This window comes from Ignavibacteriota bacterium (genome assembly GCA_016713565.1).
In the GTDB taxonomy this organism is placed as follows: domain Bacteria; phylum Bacteroidota; class Ignavibacteria; order Ignavibacteriales; family Melioribacteraceae.
This window is the reverse complement of record JADJOX010000007.1, coordinates 1,443,305-1,465,582: the sequence shown is the minus strand read 5'-3', so window position 1 is coordinate 1,465,582 and position 22,278 is coordinate 1,443,305. Positions and strand designations below refer to the sequence as shown.

The following is a 22,278-nucleotide window of genomic DNA, read 5'->3' as shown; positions in this document are numbered from 1 at the left end:
AATAATAATTATATTGGTGATAAACGAGATTTAAATATCCGTAACCAATTATTTTAAATTACGATTTATATTTATATTTACCTTTAAACTAAAAATAACTCCGAAAATTTTTACCAGGCAAATAATGATAAAAGCAATAATTTTTGATATGGACGGTCTATTAATAAATTCCGAACCGGTTTGGTTTAAAGCAAAAGTAAATCTGATGAAATCAATAAATCTTGAATGGACTCACGAAGACCAAACTTCAACTATGGGTGTACCGACAAAATTTTGGATCGATTATATATTCAATAAAGTAAACGGCGTATTATCAAAAGAAGAAATTCTTCACGGCGTGACAGATAGAATGAAAAATTTATATCGAAATGGTGAAATTGAACTTATGCCCGGCGCTTTGGACGCGTTAAATATCGCAAAACAAAAATATAAAGTCGGATTGGCGACCGGCTCTTATAAAGAATTAATGGAAATAATTCTTGAAGTAAATAATTGGGAAAAATATTTCGAAGTTATTTTATCAAGTGACGATCTGCAAAGGGGAAAGCCTTTTCCGGATATTTATATTGAAGTAATGAAAAGATTAAATGCCGAGCCGAAAGAAACCGTAATATTGGAAGATTCGCGCGATGGAATAAGATCTGGTGTATCATCCGGCGCAAACGTAATTGCTGTTCCAAGCAAAGAAGTTGAAGTTCCAAAAGAAGTATTGAATTCAGCGGCATTTGTTATTGACTCTCTCGAAGATTTTCCTGATATTTTAAATAAACTCAACTCCAAATAAATATTATACTCGAGGAAAAATGTCAGATGAATTTAGATTTATCCCTTTAAACTCAGAATTTATTAAAACTGATGAAGAACTTTTAAAAATCGGCGGTAAATTTTTTTCATCTCTTGAAAAATTGGGAGGCATAAGATCAACAGCAAAAAATATAAACGATAAAATCCCTTTGGTTTATTTTATAATTACCGGCGGCACAGAAAAATTGTTTTTAAACTTGTTAAAGAAAAAAAAGACTTTTATTAAAAACGAACCCATATTTTTAGTCGCTCATCCAACACATAATTCACTACCTGCTTGTTTAGAAATTTTAGCTAAACTTCAGCAAAATGGATTAACCGGAAGGATTTTTTATTTTAATGATCATAACGATAAAAAGAGCTTAAAAAAATTAATTAAATCGGTAAAACACTTACATGTAAATGATTATTTATCAAACGCAAAAATTGGATTAATTGGAAAACCTTCAGATTGGCTTATTGCCAGTAGTCCAAGTGAAAATATAGTGAAAAATAGTTGGGGACCTAAAGTTATCCCAATAACAATGGAAGAAGTAACAGATTCACTTGAGAATATTTCTGAATCGGATTTAAATAATTATTTTAACTCTCTTTCGGAAAATGCACAATCAATCGCCGAACCAACAAAAATTGATATTCAAAATAATGTTAAGATTTATTTGGTATTAAAAGCTCTTGTGGAAAAATATAAATTAGACGCGCTAACAATTCGCTGTTTTGATTTAGTTCTTAATATAAAAACAACCGGCTGTTTTGGATTATCTCAATTAAATGATGACGGTTATATTGCCGGATGTGAAGGCGATTTGGTTAGTACTGTCGCGATGTTATGGACAAATAAATTATTAAACCAAATCCCTTGGATGGCAAACCCCGTTCAATTGGATGAAGAGCAAAATTCATTGTGGCTCGCGCATTGTACGGTTCCAAGAAGCATAGTAAAAAATTATAATTTGAGATCACATTTTGAATCCGGAATTGGAGTGGGGATTCAAGGAACTTTGGAAAACGAAAAAGTGACTCTGCTTCGTATCGGCGGAAAAAGAATGGAAAAAATATGGATTGCCGAAGGTAAGATCATTCAGTCCGGAAATTCTGAACATTTGTGCAGAACTCAAGTGGAAATAAAATTATCAAGAGGTAAAGTTGCTGACCTTTTAAGCAATCCGCTTGGCAATCATTTAATTTTGCTCAAAGGTCATCACAGCAAAATTCTGTATAATTATTGGTCTCTATATATTAAATAATTGATCAAAAACATTTTTCATTATTTAGTAAATTGACTTCAATATAATTCTAAAACAAGAAAGGAATTTTATGAAAGGCTTAAAATTATTATCGTGGAATGTAAACGGAATTCGTGCTGTTGCAAAAAAAGGATTCCATGAATGGTTATTAAATGAAAATCCCGATATACTTTGCATACAAGAAACGAAAGCCTGGGAAGAACAGCTTGATGATTCTTTAACCAAAATTAATGGATATGAGTCATTTTTTTGTCAAGGTGTTAAAAAGGGATACAGCGGCACTGCAATTTATACAAAAGTAAAACCTATTAGCGTTGAAAGAGGATTCGGAATTCCCGAGTTTGACTGTGAAGGAAGGATTTTAATTGCCGAATACAAAGATTTTACGCTTTATAATATCTATTATCCAAATGGAAAAAAAGACGCTGTACGCTTGAAATATAAAATGGATTTTTATGAAGCATTTCAATCACATGCCGTTGATCTATTGAAAAAAGGAAAAAAAATTATAATCTGCGGCGATGTAAATACCGCGCATAAAGAAATTGACTTAGCCAGACCAAAAGAAAATTCAAATGTTTCAGGATTCTTGCCGGAAGAAAGAGCTTGGATTGATAGATTTTTGGGAGAAGGATTTATTGATTCGCTACGTATGTTTAATGACAAGCCGGAAGTTTATACTTGGTGGGATCAAGTAACAAGAGCGCGCGAACGTAATGTCGGCTGGAGAATTGATTATTTTTACATCAGTGAAAATTTAAAGAAAAATTTAAAAAATGCATTCGTGTTGCCGGATGTTATGGGTTCAGACCACTGTCCTGTCGGTATAGAATTGAAATTTTAGTTCAAATTATTTTCAAGATTTAATTGTTTCAATCGAGGTTTTGTGTCAGTGTGGTGAAGAAAGAGAATTACCGATAAGTCGCTAAGGCACAAAGTTTTATTTATAGTTAATTCAGATAATTTGATGCTAGTTCAAAAATATTATTAAAGTTGATATTTACAATTTCTCTTTGTTCTTTATCTGCCGGGAAGGGAATTTCATGTGAATATGAATATGGAAAATCCGTGATCATTGTTCTTATTGGGATTTTTTTGTTTGAACCATTTAAAGTATTTATAACGGATTCCGGGGGTACGACTTTATCTTTTATTAATGAAACCGCAAATATCCTGTCTTTCAACTCCAGCAATCTTTCTTCTCTTATATTTCTTAATCCATATTGTGATAATAGACTTTTGAAATATTTTATTTCGGGCAGCGATGTTCTTTCAATTTTTCCGTTATTCAAATAATCATCAAAAACTTTAAAGAAAATGCTCATTGAATTGTATGCTTCACTGTCTAAAATTGCTTTTGCCACCGGAAACATAATATCGAAAGTCGGTCCCCCGCAGAACATAAACAGCTTAGATTTTTCAAAAAATTTATTCGGGTTTGACATTAACAAAACTTCTGCTAATAATGCTCCAATTGAATACCCGAAAAAATCAATAGAGCAATCATCATAAATATATTTGTTTTCGCCGTTTCTAATTTCCTCAATTAATTTTGTTACATCAGAAAAAGTTTGAAAACCAGAGGTAAAAAATCTTGAAGGATTGCTGTGAAGCCTTGTACTTAATGCGGCATTTGCAAACGTTGAGTTTTGAATTCCATTGAATTTTTTTATTCTAATGTCCGACATTTTTTTCATTAGTCTGGGATTGCTCCAGCTCAACGGAGCCCTGTTCATATGAAACGCAATTGGAAAAAGAATTACTGCTTTTCCGGTTTGTTTATTTAAGTTAAGCGCCCAAGGAAGATATTTATCCCAAATTCTTTCATTTAAACCGTGAAATAAAAATATTACGTCTTTGGCTCTTTTAATCGAATTGTTTTTAATAATTATGTAATTAAATTTATTATTTTCTTCAATCTTTCTATCGTCCGAATATTTGAACATTTCGTTTACAAAATCATTTTCATCCGAAATATTATTATTGGCAAAGTTAAACTCATTGCTGACATTTGATAAAAAAGGCTGGTTATAAAGTGTCGCAAAAAACTCACTCAATTTTATTTCAGAATTATTAATATTGAATAAATTTTTCAGATAAATATTTTGTTCAAAATAGTCCAACTATATCTCAATTTTATCGTTTGAAATTTTACGTTTTGTGTTTTTCACTTTAATTGACTGAATTTCTTTCTGCTTTGTTTTGAGCAAATTTTCCCATCTGGAAATTCCCTCTTTAAGCATGTTCATTTTGGAAAAAAGCTGAACGATCGCACCGCTCATGGCATCAAGGCGTTCTTGTGTTTCTTTTTGAGTATAATGATTTAAATCGTTGCTAATTAATAGAAAATCTCTAAAATAATCTGATATTGTTTTTATTTCTTCTAATGAATAATTAAACAGCTGAAGATCTTTTATCAATTTACACATATAGATATACGTCTGCGAGTAAAGTCTGAATCCGCCTGAACTTCTCATTTCAGATTCGATAATTCCTTTTTCTTCCCAATGTTTAATTGTTCTGGGACTAACACCAGCTTGATCGGCAAGGCTGCTGATGGTAATAAATTTCTCCATGTTCTTTTCTTCTTGCTGAAGTTTGGAATTGTTGGGGAGTCCGATTTTTTTTACGATTTTTTGCAGTTCCGGTATAGCATAACCTAAATCCGTTAAAGATTTAAGCATGTTAACTTGTTCTACCGAAACTTTTGTGTAGAAAGCGGTTTTGTCTTCTGTAAATCCGGCCGGTTTTAATAAATTGTTCGTCTCAAATTCATGAAGAACTTTATCCGTTATGCCGGTTTCTTTAATAAAATCTTTTCTAAAGAATATACTATTCATTGTACCTTAACGTTATTATTAAACAAACCTATACGTTTACGTACACGAATATAATTTAAAAATGATTTGTTTGCAATTACTATTTGTAAACTTTGTTCAAAATTTAAATGCTATTTCAGCAAAATCATTTTTTTTACATCACTAAAATTTCCCGCGGATATTTTATAAAAATATGTTCCGCTCGGCAAATTTTCCGCATTGAACACAATTTCATAATTTCCGGGTTTCTGAACTCTGTTTACTAAAGCTTTTACTTCTCTTCCAAGAATATCATAAATTTTTAAGCTTACGTTTACAGCATTAAGTTTTTGGACAAATGGAATTTGATATTTTATAACCGTAACCGGATTGAACGGATTAGGATAATTCTGTTCCAATTTAAATATTGACGGTAATTCTTTTTCAGATACGATATTTGTTATCGGGTTAAACATAATTGAGTTTGACCATTCACTCCATTTAAGATTATGGTCTCTATATTTTACTCTGTAGTAATAATTTTTATTTTGATCTAGTGCCGAAGTTCTTATTGAAATTTTTGTCAGATCGATATTTTTATTTCTGTCAATAGGATTAAAAAATTCATCAACTTCATAGATGTCTTTCCAATTTACCATAGAATCGAGATTAATTAAACTGAAGTTCTCATCTTCTGCAATTTGAATTCGCGCTGTCATTAAAGAATCGATTCCTTCGTATTGAGAGGTATTAAAAATTATATTTTCTTCATTAGAATTCGGTAAATTTGCAATAGGTTTAGCCGGTTCAGGCTGATTCTTTTTCTTGTACCAATGATCAAGCTTTACAGTGTTTAATGGTTTGCTTGAATTTCCCAAGCTATATAATGAAGCTTCATAAGTTTTATTTTCTACATCAATTTCCATTAATTGGAAAAAGTAATGATCATGAGTAATATGAATATTCGGATAATCGTTGTTTACATAAACTCCCCATCTATCGGTTGGTCCGCCGCCGCCGCCGCTGCATATAACTCTAAAATCTCCCTGTTCATTGTTCGATTCATAAGTTCCTCTTTCAAAACCATGAGTATGTCCGTAAGAATGCTGAATAACTTTTGAATATTTTTTAAGAAGCGGATAAATTTGCGTTTTAATATATCCGGGACCTGCATCAAAATTTTCACCTTCGCCCCATAATTCGGTTATAGCAAAATGATGCGAAATTATGAAAACAAAATTTATTGTAGAATCATTTTCGGCAGCTTTTAATTGATTTTCCAGCCAGCTTTTTTGCGTTCCCCCTAATGTTGGAACAATATTTGTGTTTAAGCCAATGAACAATGTGCCGCCTGCCTTAAATGACCAAAATCTTTCATTTATTCCGGCAATTGTGGGATACGCTGAAATATCATCATATTTCATATAATTATAATAAATTTGATTTTCGCCTTCATGGTTCCCGGTTACAGTTACAAATGGAATGTTAGATGAAAGTTGAGACATTGGCGCAAAATATTCTTCGGTATATTGTGTAATACTATTTCCGCTTACAACAAGATCCCCGCAATGTAAAACAAAATTTATATTGTTCTGTACATCTTCTCCGTATAGTTCTTCTATTTTTTTACGCGATTCCTTCAAAACCTTCATAGCCATTGTAGTATCGGAGGCATGCGTGTCGCTGAACATAAGAAATCTTATTTTACCTTTATAATTTTCATCGGGAAGTGTTTTAAATGAATATATTTTAGATTCGCCGCTTCCGCTTATTGCTTTATAAAAATATTCAGTATTTGGAATTAGATCTGTTAATTTAACGGTATGCCATCTATAAGGAGCCGTAATTATTTCACTGGTTCCGTTTGTTGTTTGTCCCAAAGCCTGTGTTGTACCGTAATTTACTTGTGTAATATTGCTCAGCGAATCATGCCAGCAAACGTATATTGAGTTTGGCTGAGGTGTCTGCAAATAAGGAACTAAAATTAATTGCTGCGGAGCGTTATAATTTAGTTTATGTCCAAATCCTCCCAGACTTGCTGCTTCATAATCAGAAAAAGCTTTATCCCAAATTGCGATTTCCGCGCAATAAATTTCATTATCTTCAGCATCATTATCACCAAAGAATAAAATTTTATCAGCTAAACTAAATCTATCGTCAACAGCTTGGAAGGTTCCTACGTTCATTAAATTTCCATCGAGAAAATATTTATACTGCACTCCATTTTTTACAGAAATTACAAGCCTGTACCACTCATTTGCTTTAACTGCATATTGCGAATATCCGGTTGCGGCAACGCCTATGTTTCCGCTTGGATTTATGAAACAATCGCCGTCATCATTGTTAAGTTCATTCAGCTGAAAAAAAGTATGCCATACATTAACTATAGGAATTTTAAAATCAATTTGAATCGTGTATTCGTTAACTTTATTTCCGCCGCCATTCGCCGAAATACCATGCTCTGCGGTTAAATAACTTCCTACGTCAATTTTAATTGCTTTATTATCTTCTGTTGGCCCTGTAACGGAGTTTATTGATCCGGTTACAGATAAATTATTTCCTAGCGTTGCTTCGATTAGATTATTTTGGTTTTCGAATTTCCACTGCCCTTTACTGGTTGGGATTTGCGCAACAAGGTTTTTAGAAAAAATTAGTAATAAAATAACAAATAAAAGTTGGAATGACTTTATCATGATTTACCCTAAAAGAAATTTAGTATTTAACTAATAATAATTTTTGTTCAATTTATAAATTTAAGAAAAAATTAAGTGTAGTACAGCTTTAGAGTTTCAAAATAAAATGTGATTTGATAAATTAATTTAAAGAAGTGTAGAATTTTACCTTATCATTTCTTCCAAGTGATTTATAAAATTCTATAATTTTTTTTAGTGCGTTTTTTGTTATAGAACTTTCTTCACCTTTAAGTTTTTTTAAAGTGTTATAACCATTTATAAGAAACCCTTCAGCTTCTAGATTTTTTGATTGTTTGAAGAGACTTAAGCCTAATTCACTTTCAGCCAATCCAATTAACCACTTATCATCTGTTTTTTTATTTTTAATTTTATTTATTTCTTTTCTAAGAATTTGTTCTGATAATTCGTATTTCTTTGTTTTATTATATAGCTCCGCCAAATTTACTACTCGAGTTGAAATATAAGATGTTCTAATATTTGAAATTTTTTCTAGCATTTTTATTGATTGCAAAATATCTTTTTCTGCTTCATCATATTTTTGTTGTTTCATTAAAGCGATTCCAATATTGCCCAATAATGCCGGTGTATATGGATGATTCTCACCTAATTTTTTGATTGTAGATTTATATGCAGCTCTATATAATTTTTCAGCTTCCTTAAATTTATTTAAGCCCATTAGTGTTCCTGCTAAACTACTTTTGCTTGCTGAAACTTCCGGATGGTCCTCATCATATAAATTTTTTCTTATCTCCAATGCTTTTCTTGCTAATGGTTCCGCCTTATTGTATTGTTCTTGATTATAATATAACCGCGACAGATGATTTAGTGTATGGGCTACATCCGGATGGTTGTTTCCAAAGATTTTAATTCTGGTTTGTAAAGCTTTTTCATAAAAAACCGCCGCTTCTTTAAATTCACCTTTATGTCTAAGCACACTTGCTAATCCGTTTTCGGCATTTGCGGTATTAGCATTAATTTCTCCATTTATTGCAATGCAAATTTTTAGTGCTTTTCTATATAATGAGTCACTTTTATCTAAATTACCTTCGTCAAATTCTAGATTTGCCCTTCCAATTAGTAAATCGGCAAATTTTGAATTTTCTTCACCAAAATTTGATTTGATAGCTTTTTCGGCTTTAAAATAATTTTCGGAAGATTTTTTAAAATCTCCTATTTCATAATAATAGCCTCCTAAACTTGAATAACATTCTCCCAATAATGAATTGTTGTCGCTTAAATTTTTTATACATTCTCTTAATGCTTGATTTAAAAGGCTTCCTGCTAAATTAAAATTCCCTTTATATCTATAAACATTGCCTAAACTTATTAATGTTTCAATATATGTTTCTTTATCAACATTATTTAATAATTTATTTTCTTTTAACTTTTTAAAAATTTCTTCTGCGGAATTATATAATCCTAAATTAGAATACACATTTCCAATTGTATTTAGCAATTGAGATTTAATTACCAATTCATCATCCAATCCTGCACTTAATTTTGCCGCACCTTCATCCAATAATTCCCTTGCGGTTATTGTTTCTCCTTTTGATTCATCGGGGTCTGAAACTAAAAATAATTCCTTAAGAAATGTTGCTATTTTTTCAGATTTCATGGCTTCTAAATTTGCTTTATCTCTCTCTTCCTTTAATTGGATAGTATAGAATAAAATCACACTGTTAATAATAAAAAACAATGAAATTGCAGTAATTGCCGCGGCTTTATGTCGAATTAAAAATTTTTTTGATATATAAGTAAACGACTCTTTTCTTGCTAAAATCGGCAGATCGTCTAAGTATCTTTCAATATCGTAAGCCAGCATTTCCACCGAGGCATATCTTCTTTCCGGTTCTTTGCGTAATGCCATTAAACAGATATTTTCTAAATCACCACTTAGGATCTTTCTTAATTTTTTTTCATTTGCATTACGATTTTCAAAAATCGCTTTTGCCGAATTGACCAAAACCGTACTTGGTTTTGCGATTGTTGTTTCACAAATTACTTTTTCAAATTCATTGTATGTTCTTGACTTAAACTCATGCGCGTTTTTACCTGTTAGAAGTTTAAATAAAATCAAACCTAATGAATAAACATCCGTAGAGACCGAAATACTGCTGTTTTTAATTTGCTCAGGAGAAGAATATTCGGGTGTTAATAAATTTATTTCCGTTTGAGTTATTGTCGGCAAATCGATGTTTGCGCTTTCGGCGCTTAATACTTTTGAAATCCCAAAATCCAATAATTTTATCGAACCGTCTTTTTGGATAAGTATATTGCTTGGTTTTAAATCTCTATGGATAACTAAATTATTATGTGCGTATTGAACTGTTTCACAAACCTTAATAAAAAGTTTTAGCCGTTGTTTAATATTTAATTTTTTCTGATCGCAAAACTCATCAATTGGAACACCTTCCACAAATTCCATTGTAAAAAAAGGTCTTCTATCTTCTGTTACTCCGCCATCAAAAAGTTTTGCAATATTCGGATGCTGCAATTTTGCTAAAATTTGCCGTTCATGTTGAAATCTTCTTATTATCGGAATTGTACTTAATCCGGGTTTAATAATTTTTAGCGCAACTTTTTGTTCAAAAATTCCATCGCATCTTTCCGCAAGAAACACTGTTCCCATTCCGCCACTGGCAATTTCTTCAACAAGTTTATAATTACCTATTTGCTGACCGACAAAATTTAACTTTTCGTCAACATTTATAAATTCGCTTGCTTTTTTGTTTAACAATGGATGGATAGTCTGTTCTTCATTTAGAAGAGACAGAATCTCATTTAGAAGTTTTATATCCTCACCGCATTTTGATTTTAGAAATTCTAACCTTTTAGAAGCTTCAAGTTCAATAGCTAAGGCAAATAGTTTATCAACCTTTTCCCAAAAGCCGTTCATAGGTATTTTTAGATGGATTTATTTTTTAATTCTCTGCTTAACCAAGCTCTTGCCAATCTCCAATCTTTTCTAACTGTTGGAAGCGACATACCAATAATTTCCGCTATTTCTTCATGAGTTAAACCAACAAAAAACCAATATTCAATTATTTTACTTTGTCTCTCATTTAAATTCTCTAATTTTTGTAAAGCTTTATCTAAATCAATAAGTTCTTCTGTGTTTATTGCTTTTTCTTCCGCGCCATCAATTAAGGTAAGATTTGCAGCTCCGCTCCCTCTTTTTTGCGCTGACTTGCTGTTTGCATAATTAATTAAAATCCTTCGCATTGCTTGAGATGCAATTCCAAAAAAATGTGCTTTATTCTGCCATTGTACTTTTCTTTGATCAATTAATTTAAAATATGCTTCATGAACCAAAGCCGTTGCATTTAAAGTGTGTCCCTTTCTCTCATTTCTTAATTGATTTTGAGCCATTTGCTTAAGTTCTTTGTAAACAACGGGAAGCAATGAATTAACGGCTTCTTTATTTCCGTTGGTCACTTTTATAAGCATTTCTGTTATTTCTTTAACATCATTCATTTTTTTATAAGAAAAATTATCACTTTAGTAGTTTTTCCTTGCGTATATGGTATGTAAGATAAAAATATGATGAAATATCTTATTATGAAAAACAATATAAGAAGTTTTTAAAAACGAATCAATTGAGGGAAAAATGAAATCAAAAATAATATATTTAATAACTTTACTAATTATTACCTTATTTTTAACTTCATCATGTGCTGAAGATGGACCGACAAATGTAGATCCGGAAAAAAATGCTGCTGATATTCAAGATTACATATCGAAATTAGCATATAATCCTGAAGAAATGTTGAATTATCAGGATACGGGAGGTGAAGAATCTAAAAAAGATATAGTTACTGATTCTTCAGAAACCACTTCGGATGGAAATTATACTACGGTTTGTAAAAATACCACCTATAATTTGAAGAAGAATTTTGATCAAGTTGCAATACTAAGACCCACTAACGGAATTGTATGGGCTGGAGCGTTGGTTAAAGGAAATCAATCATTGATGGATGGTGTACCAGAACCAATTGGAATTGAACGCGCGCCAATTACTATTAGTATAAATTTGCCTGGAATTGGTGCCAATGGAATACGTACAATTTCGAATCCGGCTGCATCGAATGTTCAAGCAGCAATTGATTCTTCTCTTGGGTGGTGGAATAATAATGCCTATATTGATGGTTATGTAAATGCGGCAAATTCCTCTTTCCATTTAAGTACATCATACAGTTCAAAACAATTAGCCTTAGATGTTGATTTAAATGCAGAATGGTCTTCGGGAAACGTAAGTTCACAGTTTAATTATTATAGCGATGAATCCAAAAAAGTAGTAATGGCGGTATTCAAACAAGCTTTTTATGATGTTATTTTTGATACCCCGCTTCACCAGAAAAAGTGTTTGGCGAACAAGCTTCATTAGACAGGGTTAAAAATATAGTTAACAATGACGCGGCTCCGGCTTACATAAAATCTGTTACATACGGCAGAATTATTATGTTTAGGATGGAAGCGATAAGCGCTTATACTTCTGCGGATGTTGAGGCTGCTTTTAAATATGCGGCAGGTTATTCGGTTGACGGAAGTTTAACTACAACTTATAATGAAATTTTACAGCAGTCCACGATAGATTTGGTTACAATTGGAGGCAATGCCGCAGTAGCAACTGAACCAATATCTTCAGCAAATTCAAGTAGCGCAAGTTCAATATTAGACAAAGTTCGAGGTATAATCTCTGGTGAAAACGCGGTTTATTCAAAAAGCAATCCTGGGGTGCCAATTGCTTATTCGGTTTTTTATTTAAAAGATAATTCATTGGCAAAATTAGGTTATACAACAGAATATACCGCGAAAGAATGTGTAACAACTCAAAAGTACAATACAATTGACATTTTCTTAAATAAATTTACTCCCATTAAAGATTGTGATGGCATTGAAGGTGACGGAGAGTTTAATTTTGACGTTTACATTCAAAACAGAGGTGGTGGTAACTTGCACCATTATGCCAAAACTTTAGTAAGCGGCGAGTATGCAAATTCAATTAATGCAACGTATCAAATTAAAATGGAAAAAGCACTCGGTCAAAAATTTACAATTAAGTTTGTTTGCACAGAAACAGATAAAAGCATTTTTGGTGTAGTTTATTCTGACGATAGAATGAATGGCAGATATGGTGCTACTACTTACGAATTCAATTCCTCCGGAGGATGGGGAGTTGCCGGCACCGGCGCAGTATTGCCTTCAACCAGTTCACAAAGTATAACGTTGGGAAGCGATAATTGCCAAGTAAAGTTAGATTATAGCATTTCAATTTATTAGATTTTTTTTAATGGAAATAAGAATAAATATAAATTTATATTACTTTATTAAAATTAGATTACAATTTGGATGTTAAAGTTTTGCATTACATAAATAAACAAATTGTCTTATTTTTACTAAGCCGATTTAAGCAAAAGAATCGGCTTTTTTGTCTGTCAATAATTATTTTTGAAAAGCAAAATTCAAAAGAAAGAAAACAATGTTATATAATCAAATAGAAGTAATGGCTCCCGTTGGTTCTTGGGAAGCTTTAAGCGCCGCAATAAAAGCCGGTTGCGACTCAATTTATTTTGGAGTAGAACAATTAAATATGCGCGCCCGGTCATCTATAAATTTTACGGTTGAAGATTTGGCAAAAGTTGCTGAAATATGTAAGAATAATAAAATAAAATCATACATTACACTAAACACAACTTTGTATGATCATGACATAACTTTGATGAAAAACATTATTAACGCCGCAAAACAAAATGGAATTGATTCGGTTATCGTTTCTGATCATGCTGCAATGAATTACGCGAAAAAAATTGATTACCCCGTACATATTTCAACGCAATGCAATATTAGTAATATCGATACCGTAGAATTTTATTCGGAATATGCCGATGTTATGGTTATGGCTCGAGAATTAAGTCTCCAGCAAGTCGGAATTATTGCCAGCGAAATCGAACGGCGTGAAATTAAAGGTCCTTCTGGCAACTTGGTAGAAGTTGAAGTTTTTGCTCATGGAGCTTTGTGTATGGCGGTTTCCGGAAAATGTTATTTAAGTTTACATTCACACAACTCTTCGGCAAACCGCGGAGCGTGTATTCAAAATTGCAGAAGAGAATACACGGTTATTGATAAAGAAGAAGGAATTGAATTAGACATTGATAATGAATATATAATGAGCGCGAAAGATCTGGCAACAATAGATTTTCTCGATAAGGTTTTAAATGCCGGAGTGAAAGTATTAAAAATTGAGGGTCGAGGACGCGCAGCTGATTATGTTTACACAACAGTAAAATGTTACCGGGAAGCTGTTGATTCCATTTTAGAAGGAACCTATACAAAAGAGAAAATTGAAAATTGGAAAACAAGATTGTCTACGGTTTACAACCGAGGATTTTGGGATGGATATTATCTCGGAAGAAAAATGGGTGAGTGGAGTGATGTATATGGTTCCAAAGCAACCACAAAAAAAATATATGTGGCAAAAGGTGTTAAATATTTTTCTAAAATTAAGGTCGGTGAATTTTTACTAGAGGCTCATGCGCTTAAAAAGGGCGATAAAATTATTATTACCGGACCAACAACCGGTGTTATCGAAACAACCGTTAACGAAATTAGGGTTGATGACGGAATTGTGGATGAGGTTTCTCAAGGAATAAATTTCTCAATTAAAATTGACGAAACAATAAGACCCTCCGATAGATTGTATAAGGTTGTTGCAAGTTAAACTATTGTATAATTGATTTTTAAAATCAATTTTGTTTACCTAAATGCATTGCGGAAAACTTATACAATAAGGAAAAGATTATAATAAAAATGATAACCGTTTCATATTTCAGAAATAAATGTATTGGCTGTAATGCCTGTGTAGAAGCCGATCCGGACAGATGGCGGGTTTCCAAGAAAGATGGAAAATGCAATCTTATCGGCGGAAAGGAAAAAAAAGGAATTTTTACGGCTCAATTCGGAAAAGAAGAATTGCGCAAATTAGAAATCGCATCTAAGAATTGTCCCGCAAAAATTATTAAGTTTACAATTGCGTAAATTTTTATTTAGTCGATATTTTCATTTTGGGTCATACCCTGAATAAAACAATTTCATAATTTAACTTTTCATTCGGTAAGAAGATATTGTGCTTTTTTTGAGAAATTATAATGAAACAAAAAGTTGTTAACAAACAGAACAATTCGAAAATGTGCTTTGTCTGCGGTATGGAAAACAAGCTTGGATTAAAAGCATATTTCTATGAAATGGAAAATGGAGAATTGGTTGCTACATTCACTCCAAAAAGTATTCATCAAAGTTATCCGGGTCGTTTGCATGGTGAAATCGCTTCAACAATTTTAGACGAAGCAATTGGTCGCGCAATTTTAATGAAAGATGAAAATATGTGGGGCGTAACTTTAGAGCTTAATGTAAAATTTAAAAAGCCGGTTCCATATAATGAAGAGTTAAAAGTGATTTGTAAAATTACAAATGAAACTTCGCGTACTTTTGAGGGTGAAGGCAGAATAGTTTTGGCAAACGGAGATGTTGCCGTTACCGCTGATGGCAAATACTTTAAAATGCATGTAAGTAAAATTACCGATGTAGATTTTACGGTTGACCAGTGGTTTAATGTAGCCGACGAAAAAGATCCCGAAGAAATTGAAGTGTAAAGTGATAATCAGAATTTTTATATTATTTCAGTATCATGAATTATTTATTAAATGATTTTTTATTCTCTAATCTAAGTTTGAGTATGTATTGGAATATATTCACGACTTCCTAAATACTCCATATCTCTGGCTGCTATTTCTACTTTGCGGATCATTTGTCGGAATGTCGAAAACCGGCATTTCGGGTGCGGGATTAATGTTCGTGCCAATAATGGCGCAAATATTCGGCGGGAAACTTTCAGTTGGAATTGTTTTACCCATGTTAATTTTTGCCGATTTATTCGCGGTTTATTATTATCATCGGCACGCAAACTGGCGATATATTATTTTATCAATTCCGTGGGCTTTGGTTGGGGTAATTATAGCGGCAATAATTGGAAATGAAATTAATGACGCTCAGTTTAAAAATATTTTAGCAATTGTAATTTTAACAGCTATTGCTGTAATGCTTTTATTAGACTTTTATAAACCTTCAACAAAACTGCTAGATAATTGGTGGTTTGCCGCAATACTTGGTTTGGCTGGGGGATTCGCGACAATGATTGGAAACGCCGCGGGACCAATTGCTTCGCTATATCTTCTTTCCATGCGCTTGCCTAAAAACAATTATATCGGCACATCCGCTTGGTTTTTTTTAATAATAAATGTAATTAAAGTCCCTTTCCATTTATTTATTTGGAATACTATTTCATTAAAAACTTTAACAGTCGATTTAATCGCAATTCCTTCTATATTACTGGGTGTTTTTATTGGAATACATTTAGTTAAATATTTTTCAGAAAAATATTATAGATATTTTATTTTGATCAGCACAAGTTTATCGGCTTTATTTTTACTGTAATTATAATATTGAAAAATCATGCATATAGTGTAACGGTAATATTAAGAATGAACGCAAATAAAATTAAAATAAGGATTGCAAATTCAAAAGAATGGCAAAGCATAATAGATATTTATAACCAAGCGGTTTTGGAAGGTGGAAAAACCGCCGATACGGAACCTGTTACGTTAGAACAAAGAGCTGACTGGCTTAAACTTCACGAGCAAAAAAGATATCCGCTTTTTGTTGCTGAATCAGATCGTCAAGTAATTGGCTGGTGCAGTGTAAGTCCTCACCGACCCGGACGAAAAGCCTTGGAAATAACGGCTGAAATTAGTTATTACATTGATATAAATTTTAGAAATAAAGGAATTGCTTTGCGCCTTATAAAAAGAGCCATTAAAGAATCTCGGAAAAATGGTATAAAAAATTTATATGCGCTTCTATTAGAAATAAATTCACCCAGTATTAGTATTTTAAAAAAGTTTAATTTTGAAAAATGGGGTTATCTTCCAAAAGTCGCGGAAATAAATAATGAATATGTCGGTCAGTTAATTTATGGAAAACATATTTAATTTGTTCTTATTCATTTATAAATAGTAATTCAGATCATAATTTTTATCTAATTTTATTTGGTGCTTTAAATGAACAAAACATTACAATTAATTTTCATTTGTCTATTCCTTCCACAACTAATATTAATTCCGCAAAGTAAAAAAAATTCTCAATACGGATTTTTTGAATTAAACACAGACATCGGCAATACGGCATTAAAAGGTACAACCGTTTTTAACTCGACTGAAAACAAATATATTATTTCGGGTTCAGGAGAGAATATGTGGTTTGATAAAGATGAATTTCAATACGTGTGGAAAAAAGTTTCCGGCAACATTTCAATTTCAGCGGATATATCATGGATTGGAAACGGTGTTAACCCACATAGAAAAGCCGGTATTGTTATTCGTCAAAATCTTTCACCCGGTTCCGTTTATGTTGACGCCGTAATTCACGGTGACGGATTGACTTCGCTTCAATACAGAGAAAATGAAAATTCTCTTACAAAAGAAATTCAATCTAACTTTAAGGCTCCACAAAAAATTATTTTGACAAAAGCTGGCGATTATTTTTACATGACTGCAGCAAATGAAAATAATGATCTTAGATCTGCCGGAGGAAGTTGCCGGGTTAAAATCGAAGAACCTTTTTATGTTGGATTAGGAGTTTGCTCACACGATAATTCAAAATCTGAAACCGCTGTTTTTTCAAATGTGGAGATAAAAGAAATTTTGAGCAATGAAAATGGAGAAAAAATGTTAGAAAGTTCTTTAGAAATCATTGATATTGAATCTAAAAACAGAAAAGTTATTTTCTGTACTGAAAACCACATTGAAGCACCCAATTGGTTTCTTGACGGTAATTTTTTTATTTACAACAGCAATGGCTTGCTTTATAAAATTCCAATTGACGGAAGTATGTCTGAAAAAATCAATACTGGTTTTGCCGTAAATTGTAATAACGATCATGGCTTATCTCCGGATAATTCACAAATAGTAATAAGCGATCAAACCAATAACGGCAAATCACAGATTTATATATTACCGGTTGAAGGCGGAACACCAAAATTAATTACACCAAATTCGCCAAGCTATTGGCATGGTTGGTCGCCCGATGGAAAAACATTAGTTTACTGTGCTGAACGCGGTGGTAATTTTGATGTTTATTCAATTTCTGTAAACGGCGGAGATGAGGTGAGATTAACAAATACTGATGGTTTGGATGACGGTCCCGAATTTTCTCCCGACGGAAAATATATTTATTTTAATTCCATTAGAACAGGAAAAATGCAGATATGGAGAATGAACTCAAACGGAAGTGATCAAAGACAAATAACAAACGATGATTTTAATAACTGGTTTCCTCATCCATCTCCAGATGGAAAGTATATTGTTTTTCTAACATACGAGAGAAACGTAGAAGGTCACCCCGCGAATAAAGATGTTATACTTAGAATTATGTCTTTAGAAAACGGAGAAATTCAAATTTTAACAAAACTGTTTGGCGGACAAGGAACGATAAATGTGCCGTCGTGGTCACCCGATAGCAAAAAAATAGCTTTTATCAGTTATAGAGAAATTAATTAACAATAAAAACATAGAAGGAAAAAATGTCGATACGTCCATATATTTTAAGTGAATTAAATTGGAAAGAAATTAAAGAATCTGAATACATGGTTGCAATTTTACCTTGGGGAGCTACCGAAGCGCATAATTATCATCTTCCCTACTGCACTGATGTTTTTCAAAGTGAATTCATTGCCGAGGAATCCGCTAAAATAGCTTATGAAAAAGGCGCTAAAGTTATTGTTTTGCCGGCAATATCTTATGGTGTAAATACTTCACAACTCGCTATTAATCTTACGATTAATTTTAACCCATCAACTCAATTTGCAATACTTAAAGATATTGTTGATTCTCTTTCAAAACACAAAATTCAAAAATTCATTATTCTAAATGGTCATGGCGGAAATGACTTTAAACCGGCAATAAGAGAACTGCAGAATATTTTTCCTGATGTTTTTATCGGTCAAATTAATTGGTTTCAAATTTTAGATCATTCAAAATATTTTAGTCAGCCTGGCGAACATGCCGATGAAATGGAAACAAGTAATTTAATGGCAATCAAACCGGAATTGGTTTTACCATTAACAGAAGCCGGAGAAGGCAAGTTGAATAAATTTACAGTTGCCGGATTTAAAGACGGTTGGGCTTGGGCTCCAAGATTATGGCACAAAGCTACAAATGATACAGGAATTGGAAATCCAAAAAATGCCTCGGCTGAAAAGGGCAAGAAATTTTTAAATGACCTAGCTCAAAAAATAGCTCAATCATTAATTGAACTTTCGGAAGTTGATTTAAATGAGCTGTATGAAAAGTAAATTATAAGGTATCATAAAAAATAATTTTGTATTTTCTTACACAAATCACAAATATTGTAAATTTTACGAGAACAATCGATGGGCATAAAAAATAAAACTAAATTTACCATAGTATATTTTATTATTTTTAACTTTATTCTTTTAGCACAAAAACCAAACCGAACAGATGCATTAGTTTCGTTTTCAAATAACGGCGCGCCGGAAAATATAATCTTGACATGGAAGGGCAATACATCAACGACACAAGCCGTAACATGGAGAACAGACGCAAGCATAGATTCGGGCTTTGCCGAAATTGCGATTGCAGATGCTTCACCCGATTTTGTTCAAACTGCCGTAAAATATACAGCCATAACAGATACTTTGACAACCGAACACGGATTAAAATATTATCATGCGCTTAATTTTGAAAACTTAACCCAAAACACTTTATACGCTTATAGAGTCGGCTGCAAAGATCATTGGAGTGAATGGTTTCATTTTAAAACTGCCTCGTCAGGTCCCGAACCGTTTAGCTTTATTTACTTTGGAGATGCTCAAAATAATTTACTTTCGTTATGGTCACGCACTATTCGTTCGGCATATTCAGAAGCTCCAAAAGCTAAATTTATGCTGCACGCGGGTGATTTAAATAATAGAGCAAATGACGATACTGGCTGGAGAGAATGGTTTGACGCGGGCGATTGGCTTCATGCAATGGTTCCTTCCATTCCAACTCCCGGAAATCATGAATATGCCAAAGATGATAACGGAAACAGATTTTTAAGTAAATTTTGGAAACCCCAATTTACACTTCCAGAAAATGGTGTTGTCGGTTTAGAAGAGTCAAACTATTTTATAGATTATCAAAATGTTAGAATAATAAGTTTAAATTCAAATGAAAAGCAAGAAGAACAAATGAAGTGGCTTGATGATCTATTGCAAAACAATAAACAAAAATGGATTGTTGTCACATACCATCATCCATTATATTCCGGCGGAAGCGGAAGGGACAATAAAGAATTAAGAGATCTTTGGAAACCAATATTTGATAAATATAAAGTTGATATTGCTTTACAAGGCCACGATCACACCTATGCGCGCGGCAGAAATTTAACTAGCGGAGTAAACTTAAAGGATAATGGCGGCACAATGTATGTCGTTTCTGTGAGCGGTCCAAAAATGTATAAACTTACGGATGACCGCTGGATGGACAGAGCCGGTCAAAACACTCAGTTGTTCCAAATTATTAGCATTGACGGCGACAAATTAAATTACAAAGCAATTACCGTTACCGGAGAAGTTTATGATGAATTTGATTTGGTAAAACAAAAAAATAAACCAAATTTGCTGATTGATAAAAACCCTGGAACACCGGAAAAGGATTATAATTCTAAAGAATGATTTTTCTTTGTTTCATCTTATGCATAAATTTAATTTATACTTGTTCCAAATGGTAAATAAATGAAATATGTAGAAGAACAATTCGGCTGGATTATGAACGGATCTTTGCTTTTAGTAACGTTCTTAATTTTATTGCTATTTCTTTTTAAAATAGGAGATAATCCTTTGGGTGTTTTCTCCCTATTATTTGCCGTTGGTATTATACTTTTAGTTTTTCTAATGTTTTTCAAATTAAAGATCACTATTGAAGAAAAGTATATTGTTGTTTCGTTTGGAATTGGAATTGTTAAAAGTAAGTTTTTAATAGAAGATATCGCTACAATAAAAAGGGTTAAAAATCCTTGGTACCTTGGTTGGGGAATTCATTATTTTAATAACGGCATCCTTTACAATATTCAAGGATTTGAAGCTGTTGAGCTAAGTTTTAAAAGCAAAAAGAAATTGGTAAGAATCGGCGTTTCTTCAAGAAGCAAAATTTTACAAGAAATCGAAAGACGAATTATTAAAAAATCCTAAATTGCGGATATTAATTTTTATATATGCCAAAAGTGATTTTCTAACTCTATATTTAAAATATTACCATCTTCAATAACTTCATTAAATAAATTTTTAAAGCATATAAGATCTTTCCATTAAATAAAACATCAATCATTTTTATTTTTCACTTTACTGTTGACAACTTTCAAAATTTTTATTATATAGCATAATGATATCATTTTAATATCACATTTATTTTTTCTTTGGAGGAAAAAAATGAGTAAAGAAATTACAAAATCTCAAAAAAGTGGCTGGACAATATTATTTTCAAATGTTGCATTTATGTTAATTTCTATTGCAATTTTTATTTATGGAATTGTTATGTTATCTCGTTGGCATACGGATGGCGGAGGATTTGTTTTAGCTTTGGGAATTATCCTTTTTCTAATTTCTTTTCTTTTATTTTTTGGATTTTTCACCGTTGAACCTAATGAAGCAATAGTTTTAATTTTATTTGGAAAATATGTTGGAACAGAAAAAACTATTGGTTTTCGCTGGGCTAATCCATTTTACACAAAAAAGAAAATCTCTTTACGCGTAAGAAATTTTAACAGCGAAAAATTAAAAGTAAACGATCAAAAAGGAAACCCTATTGAAATTTCAGCAGTAGTTGTTTGGAAAGTTACTGATACCGCAGAAGCAGTTTTTGAAGTTGATGATTATTTAAATTATGTACATGTTCAATCGGAATCTGCAATCAGACATTTGGCTACATCATATCCTTATGATAATTCCGAGGGTAATGAACTTAGTTTGCGTTCCTCAATTGATGAAGTTTCCGAACATCTTCAAAAGGAAATTCATAATAGAGTAAGTGCTGCCGGTGTTACGGTTCTTGAAGCAAGAATAAATCATTTGGCATATTCTCCCGAAATTGCGCAAGCCATGTTGCAGCGTCAGCAGGCAGAAGCAATTATTGCGGCAAGACAAAAAATTGTTGAAGGCGCAGTAAGTATGGTTGAAATGGCATTGGAAAGATTGAAAAAACAAAATGTAATTGATTTGGATGAAGAAAGAAAAGCAGCAATGGTAAGCAATTTAATGGTTGTATTATGTTCAGATAGGGCAACTCAACCGGTTATTAATGCTGGAAGTTTATACTAGAAACAATAGAACGCAGAAAAATATGATTTTCACAAATACAAATTATAAACGTAAAAATTAATGGCGCAAAAAAAAGCAGTAATATTAAGAATAGATCCAAAGCTGTGGAATGATTTGAATGTTTGGGCTAAAGATGAAATTAGAAGTCTTAATGCACAGATTGAGTATGTTCTGCGTGAAGCCGTGAAAAAGAGAACCGGAGAAAACAAAAAGGAGAATCATTAATGTATTTTTGTTTTAAATTTCTTTAAATGTTTGCTCAATAAACTTCGACATGATTGTTTATAGATGACACCTTTTCAAAAGAT

Annotated in this window: 21 protein-coding genes; 16 read left to right on the top strand and 5 right to left on the bottom strand. The window is 32.2% G+C overall.

From position 1 onward, the window contains the following. Window positions 1-124 precede the first annotated feature (124 nt). The 3 genes from IPK06_13765 to xth all read left to right on the top strand — a co-directional run bounded on the left by IPK06_13765 (window position 125) and on the right by xth (window position 2,895). A complete protein-coding gene (locus tag IPK06_13765) occupies window positions 125-784 on the top strand; it encodes an HAD family phosphatase (GenBank protein MBK7981042.1) in 660 nt (219 codons plus the stop codon). 19 nt (window positions 785-803) lie between these two features. Further along, window positions 804-2,051, top strand: a complete 1,248-nt coding sequence (locus IPK06_13760) for a fucose isomerase (GenBank protein MBK7981041.1) — start codon at window positions 804-806, stop codon at window positions 2,049-2,051. Between the two features lie 70 nt (window positions 2,052-2,121). After that, the gene (gene xth, locus IPK06_13755) at window positions 2,122-2,895 is read left to right on the top strand and encodes an exodeoxyribonuclease III (GenBank protein ID MBK7981040.1); all 774 of its coding nucleotides are present in this window, start codon (window positions 2,122-2,124) and stop codon (window positions 2,893-2,895) included. Window positions 2,896-3,001: 106 nt separating this feature from the next. Here the strand turns inward: xth and IPK06_13750 are convergent, their stop codons facing one another. The 5 genes from IPK06_13750 to IPK06_13730 form a co-directional block, all read right to left on the bottom strand. After that, complete coding sequence (locus IPK06_13750; protein ID MBK7981039.1) at window positions 3,002-4,108, bottom strand: hypothetical protein; 1,107 nt, start codon at window positions 4,106-4,108, stop codon at window positions 3,002-3,004. Window positions 4,109-4,174: 66 nt separating this feature from the next. Continuing rightward, window positions 4,175-4,891 carry a MerR family transcriptional regulator gene (locus IPK06_13745; protein MBK7981038.1) on the bottom strand — a complete coding sequence of 239 codons (717 nt, stop codon included), beginning with the start codon at window positions 4,889-4,891 and terminating at the stop codon, window positions 4,175-4,177. Window positions 4,892-5,001: 110 nt separating this feature from the next. Beyond that, a complete protein-coding gene (locus tag IPK06_13740) occupies window positions 5,002-7,542 on the bottom strand; it encodes a fibronectin type III domain-containing protein (GenBank protein ID MBK7981037.1) in 2,541 nt (846 codons plus the stop codon). Between the two features lie 121 nt (window positions 7,543-7,663). After that, the gene (locus IPK06_13735) at window positions 7,664-10,438 is read right to left on the bottom strand and encodes a serine/threonine protein kinase (protein MBK7981036.1); all 2,775 of its coding nucleotides are present in this window, start codon (window positions 10,436-10,438) and stop codon (window positions 7,664-7,666) included. 8 nt (window positions 10,439-10,446) lie between these two features. Beyond that, window positions 10,447-11,016 (bottom strand): sigma-70 family RNA polymerase sigma factor, encoded by a 570-nt coding sequence (locus IPK06_13730; protein MBK7981035.1) that lies wholly within the window; start codon window positions 11,014-11,016, stop codon window positions 10,447-10,449. 133 nt (window positions 11,017-11,149) lie between these two features. Here IPK06_13730 and IPK06_13725 point away from each other — a divergent pair, with 133 nt between their 5' ends. The 13 genes from IPK06_13725 (at window position 11,150) to IPK06_13665 (ending at window position 22,195) form a co-directional block, all read left to right on the top strand. After that, a complete protein-coding gene (locus tag IPK06_13725; GenBank protein ID MBK7981034.1) occupies window positions 11,150-11,926 on the top strand; it encodes a thiol-activated cytolysin family protein in 777 nt (258 codons plus the stop codon). After that, window positions 11,902-12,822, top strand: coding sequence for a thiol-activated cytolysin family protein (locus IPK06_13720; GenBank protein MBK7981033.1), 921 nt, complete (start codon window positions 11,902-11,904; stop codon window positions 12,820-12,822). The genes IPK06_13725 and IPK06_13720 overlap by 25 nt, the downstream gene beginning before the upstream one ends. Before the next feature lie 199 nt (window positions 12,823-13,021). Beyond that, window positions 13,022-14,260 carry a U32 family peptidase gene (locus tag IPK06_13715; protein ID MBK7981032.1) on the top strand — a complete coding sequence of 413 codons (1,239 nt, stop codon included), beginning with the start codon at window positions 13,022-13,024 and terminating at the stop codon, window positions 14,258-14,260. 89 nt (window positions 14,261-14,349) lie between these two features. Beyond that, window positions 14,350-14,577 (top strand): ferredoxin, encoded by a 228-nt coding sequence (locus IPK06_13710; GenBank protein ID MBK7981031.1) that lies wholly within the window; start codon window positions 14,350-14,352, stop codon window positions 14,575-14,577. Window positions 14,578-14,687: 110 nt separating this feature from the next. Then, complete coding sequence (locus IPK06_13705; GenBank protein ID MBK7981030.1) at window positions 14,688-15,191, top strand: PaaI family thioesterase; 504 nt, start codon at window positions 14,688-14,690, stop codon at window positions 15,189-15,191. A 163-nt stretch (window positions 15,192-15,354) separates the two neighbouring features. Then, window positions 15,355-16,032: a sulfite exporter TauE/SafE family protein gene (locus tag IPK06_13700; GenBank protein ID MBK7981029.1), complete on the top strand. Its 678-nt coding sequence runs from the start codon at window positions 15,355-15,357 to the stop codon at window positions 16,030-16,032. A 47-nt stretch (window positions 16,033-16,079) separates the two neighbouring features. Further along, entirely contained in the window at window positions 16,080-16,586 is a 507-nt protein-coding gene (locus IPK06_13695) for an N-acetyltransferase (protein MBK7981028.1), read from the top strand. Window positions 16,587-16,655: 69 nt separating this feature from the next. After that, window positions 16,656-18,152 carry a TolB family protein gene (locus tag IPK06_13690; protein MBK7981027.1) on the top strand — a complete coding sequence of 499 codons (1,497 nt, stop codon included), beginning with the start codon at window positions 16,656-16,658 and terminating at the stop codon, window positions 18,150-18,152. Between the two features lie 29 nt (window positions 18,153-18,181). Then, window positions 18,182-18,946, top strand: coding sequence for a creatininase family protein (locus tag IPK06_13685; protein MBK7981026.1), 765 nt, complete (start codon window positions 18,182-18,184; stop codon window positions 18,944-18,946). Between the two features lie 78 nt (window positions 18,947-19,024). Beyond that, window positions 19,025-20,329: a metallophosphoesterase family protein gene (locus IPK06_13680; protein MBK7981025.1), complete on the top strand. Its 1,305-nt coding sequence runs from the start codon at window positions 19,025-19,027 to the stop codon at window positions 20,327-20,329. 60 nt (window positions 20,330-20,389) lie between these two features. After that, the gene (locus tag IPK06_13675) at window positions 20,390-20,845 is read left to right on the top strand and encodes a hypothetical protein (GenBank protein ID MBK7981024.1); all 456 of its coding nucleotides are present in this window, start codon (window positions 20,390-20,392) and stop codon (window positions 20,843-20,845) included. A gap of 237 nt (window positions 20,846-21,082) precedes the next feature. Then, on the top strand, window positions 21,083-21,970 hold the full coding sequence (locus IPK06_13670) for an SPFH domain-containing protein (GenBank protein ID MBK7981023.1): 888 nt from the start codon (window positions 21,083-21,085) through the stop codon (window positions 21,968-21,970). A 60-nt stretch (window positions 21,971-22,030) separates the two neighbouring features. Beyond that, on the top strand, window positions 22,031-22,195 hold the full coding sequence (locus IPK06_13665; GenBank protein MBK7981022.1) for an Arc family DNA binding domain-containing protein: 165 nt from the start codon (window positions 22,031-22,033) through the stop codon (window positions 22,193-22,195). The last annotated feature ends 83 nt before the right edge of the window (window positions 22,196-22,278 follow it).

Bases quoted from the DNA above. Each gene is read 5' to 3' on its own strand.
- IPK06_13765 (MBK7981042.1), top strand. From the start codon at position 125: ATGATAAAAGCAATAATTTTTGATATGGACGGTCTATTAATAAATTCC.
- IPK06_13760 (MBK7981041.1), top strand. From the start codon at position 804: ATGTCAGATGAATTTAGATTTATCCCTTTAAACTCAGAATTTATTAAA.
- xth (MBK7981040.1), top strand. From the start codon at position 2,122: ATGAAAGGCTTAAAATTATTATCGTGGAATGTAAACGGAATTCGTGCT.
- IPK06_13745 (MBK7981038.1), bottom strand. From the start codon at position 4,891: ATGAATAGTATATTCTTTAGAAAAGATTTTATTAAAGAAACCGGCATA.
- IPK06_13740 (MBK7981037.1), bottom strand. From the start codon at position 7,542: ATGATAAAGTCATTCCAACTTTTATTTGTTATTTTATTACTAATTTTT.
- IPK06_13735 (MBK7981036.1), bottom strand. From the start codon at position 10,438: ATGAACGGCTTTTGGGAAAAGGTTGATAAACTATTTGCCTTAGCTATT.
- IPK06_13730 (MBK7981035.1), bottom strand. From the start codon at position 11,016: ATGAATGATGTTAAAGAAATAACAGAAATGCTTATAAAAGTGACCAAC.
- IPK06_13725 (MBK7981034.1), top strand. From the start codon at position 11,150: ATGAAATCAAAAATAATATATTTAATAACTTTACTAATTATTACCTTA.
- IPK06_13715 (MBK7981032.1), top strand. From the start codon at position 13,022: ATGTTATATAATCAAATAGAAGTAATGGCTCCCGTTGGTTCTTGGGAA.
- IPK06_13710 (MBK7981031.1), top strand. From the start codon at position 14,350: ATGATAACCGTTTCATATTTCAGAAATAAATGTATTGGCTGTAATGCC.
- IPK06_13705 (MBK7981030.1), top strand. From the start codon at position 14,688: ATGAAACAAAAAGTTGTTAACAAACAGAACAATTCGAAAATGTGCTTT.
- IPK06_13700 (MBK7981029.1), top strand. From the start codon at position 15,355: ATGTCGAAAACCGGCATTTCGGGTGCGGGATTAATGTTCGTGCCAATA.
- IPK06_13695 (MBK7981028.1), top strand. From the start codon at position 16,080: ATGAACGCAAATAAAATTAAAATAAGGATTGCAAATTCAAAAGAATGG.
- IPK06_13690 (MBK7981027.1), top strand. From the start codon at position 16,656: ATGAACAAAACATTACAATTAATTTTCATTTGTCTATTCCTTCCACAA.
- IPK06_13680 (MBK7981025.1), top strand. From the start codon at position 19,025: ATGGGCATAAAAAATAAAACTAAATTTACCATAGTATATTTTATTATT.
- IPK06_13675 (MBK7981024.1), top strand. From the start codon at position 20,390: ATGAAATATGTAGAAGAACAATTCGGCTGGATTATGAACGGATCTTTG.
- IPK06_13670 (MBK7981023.1), top strand. From the start codon at position 21,083: ATGAGTAAAGAAATTACAAAATCTCAAAAAAGTGGCTGGACAATATTA.
- IPK06_13665 (MBK7981022.1), top strand. From the start codon at position 22,031: ATGGCGCAAAAAAAAGCAGTAATATTAAGAATAGATCCAAAGCTGTGG.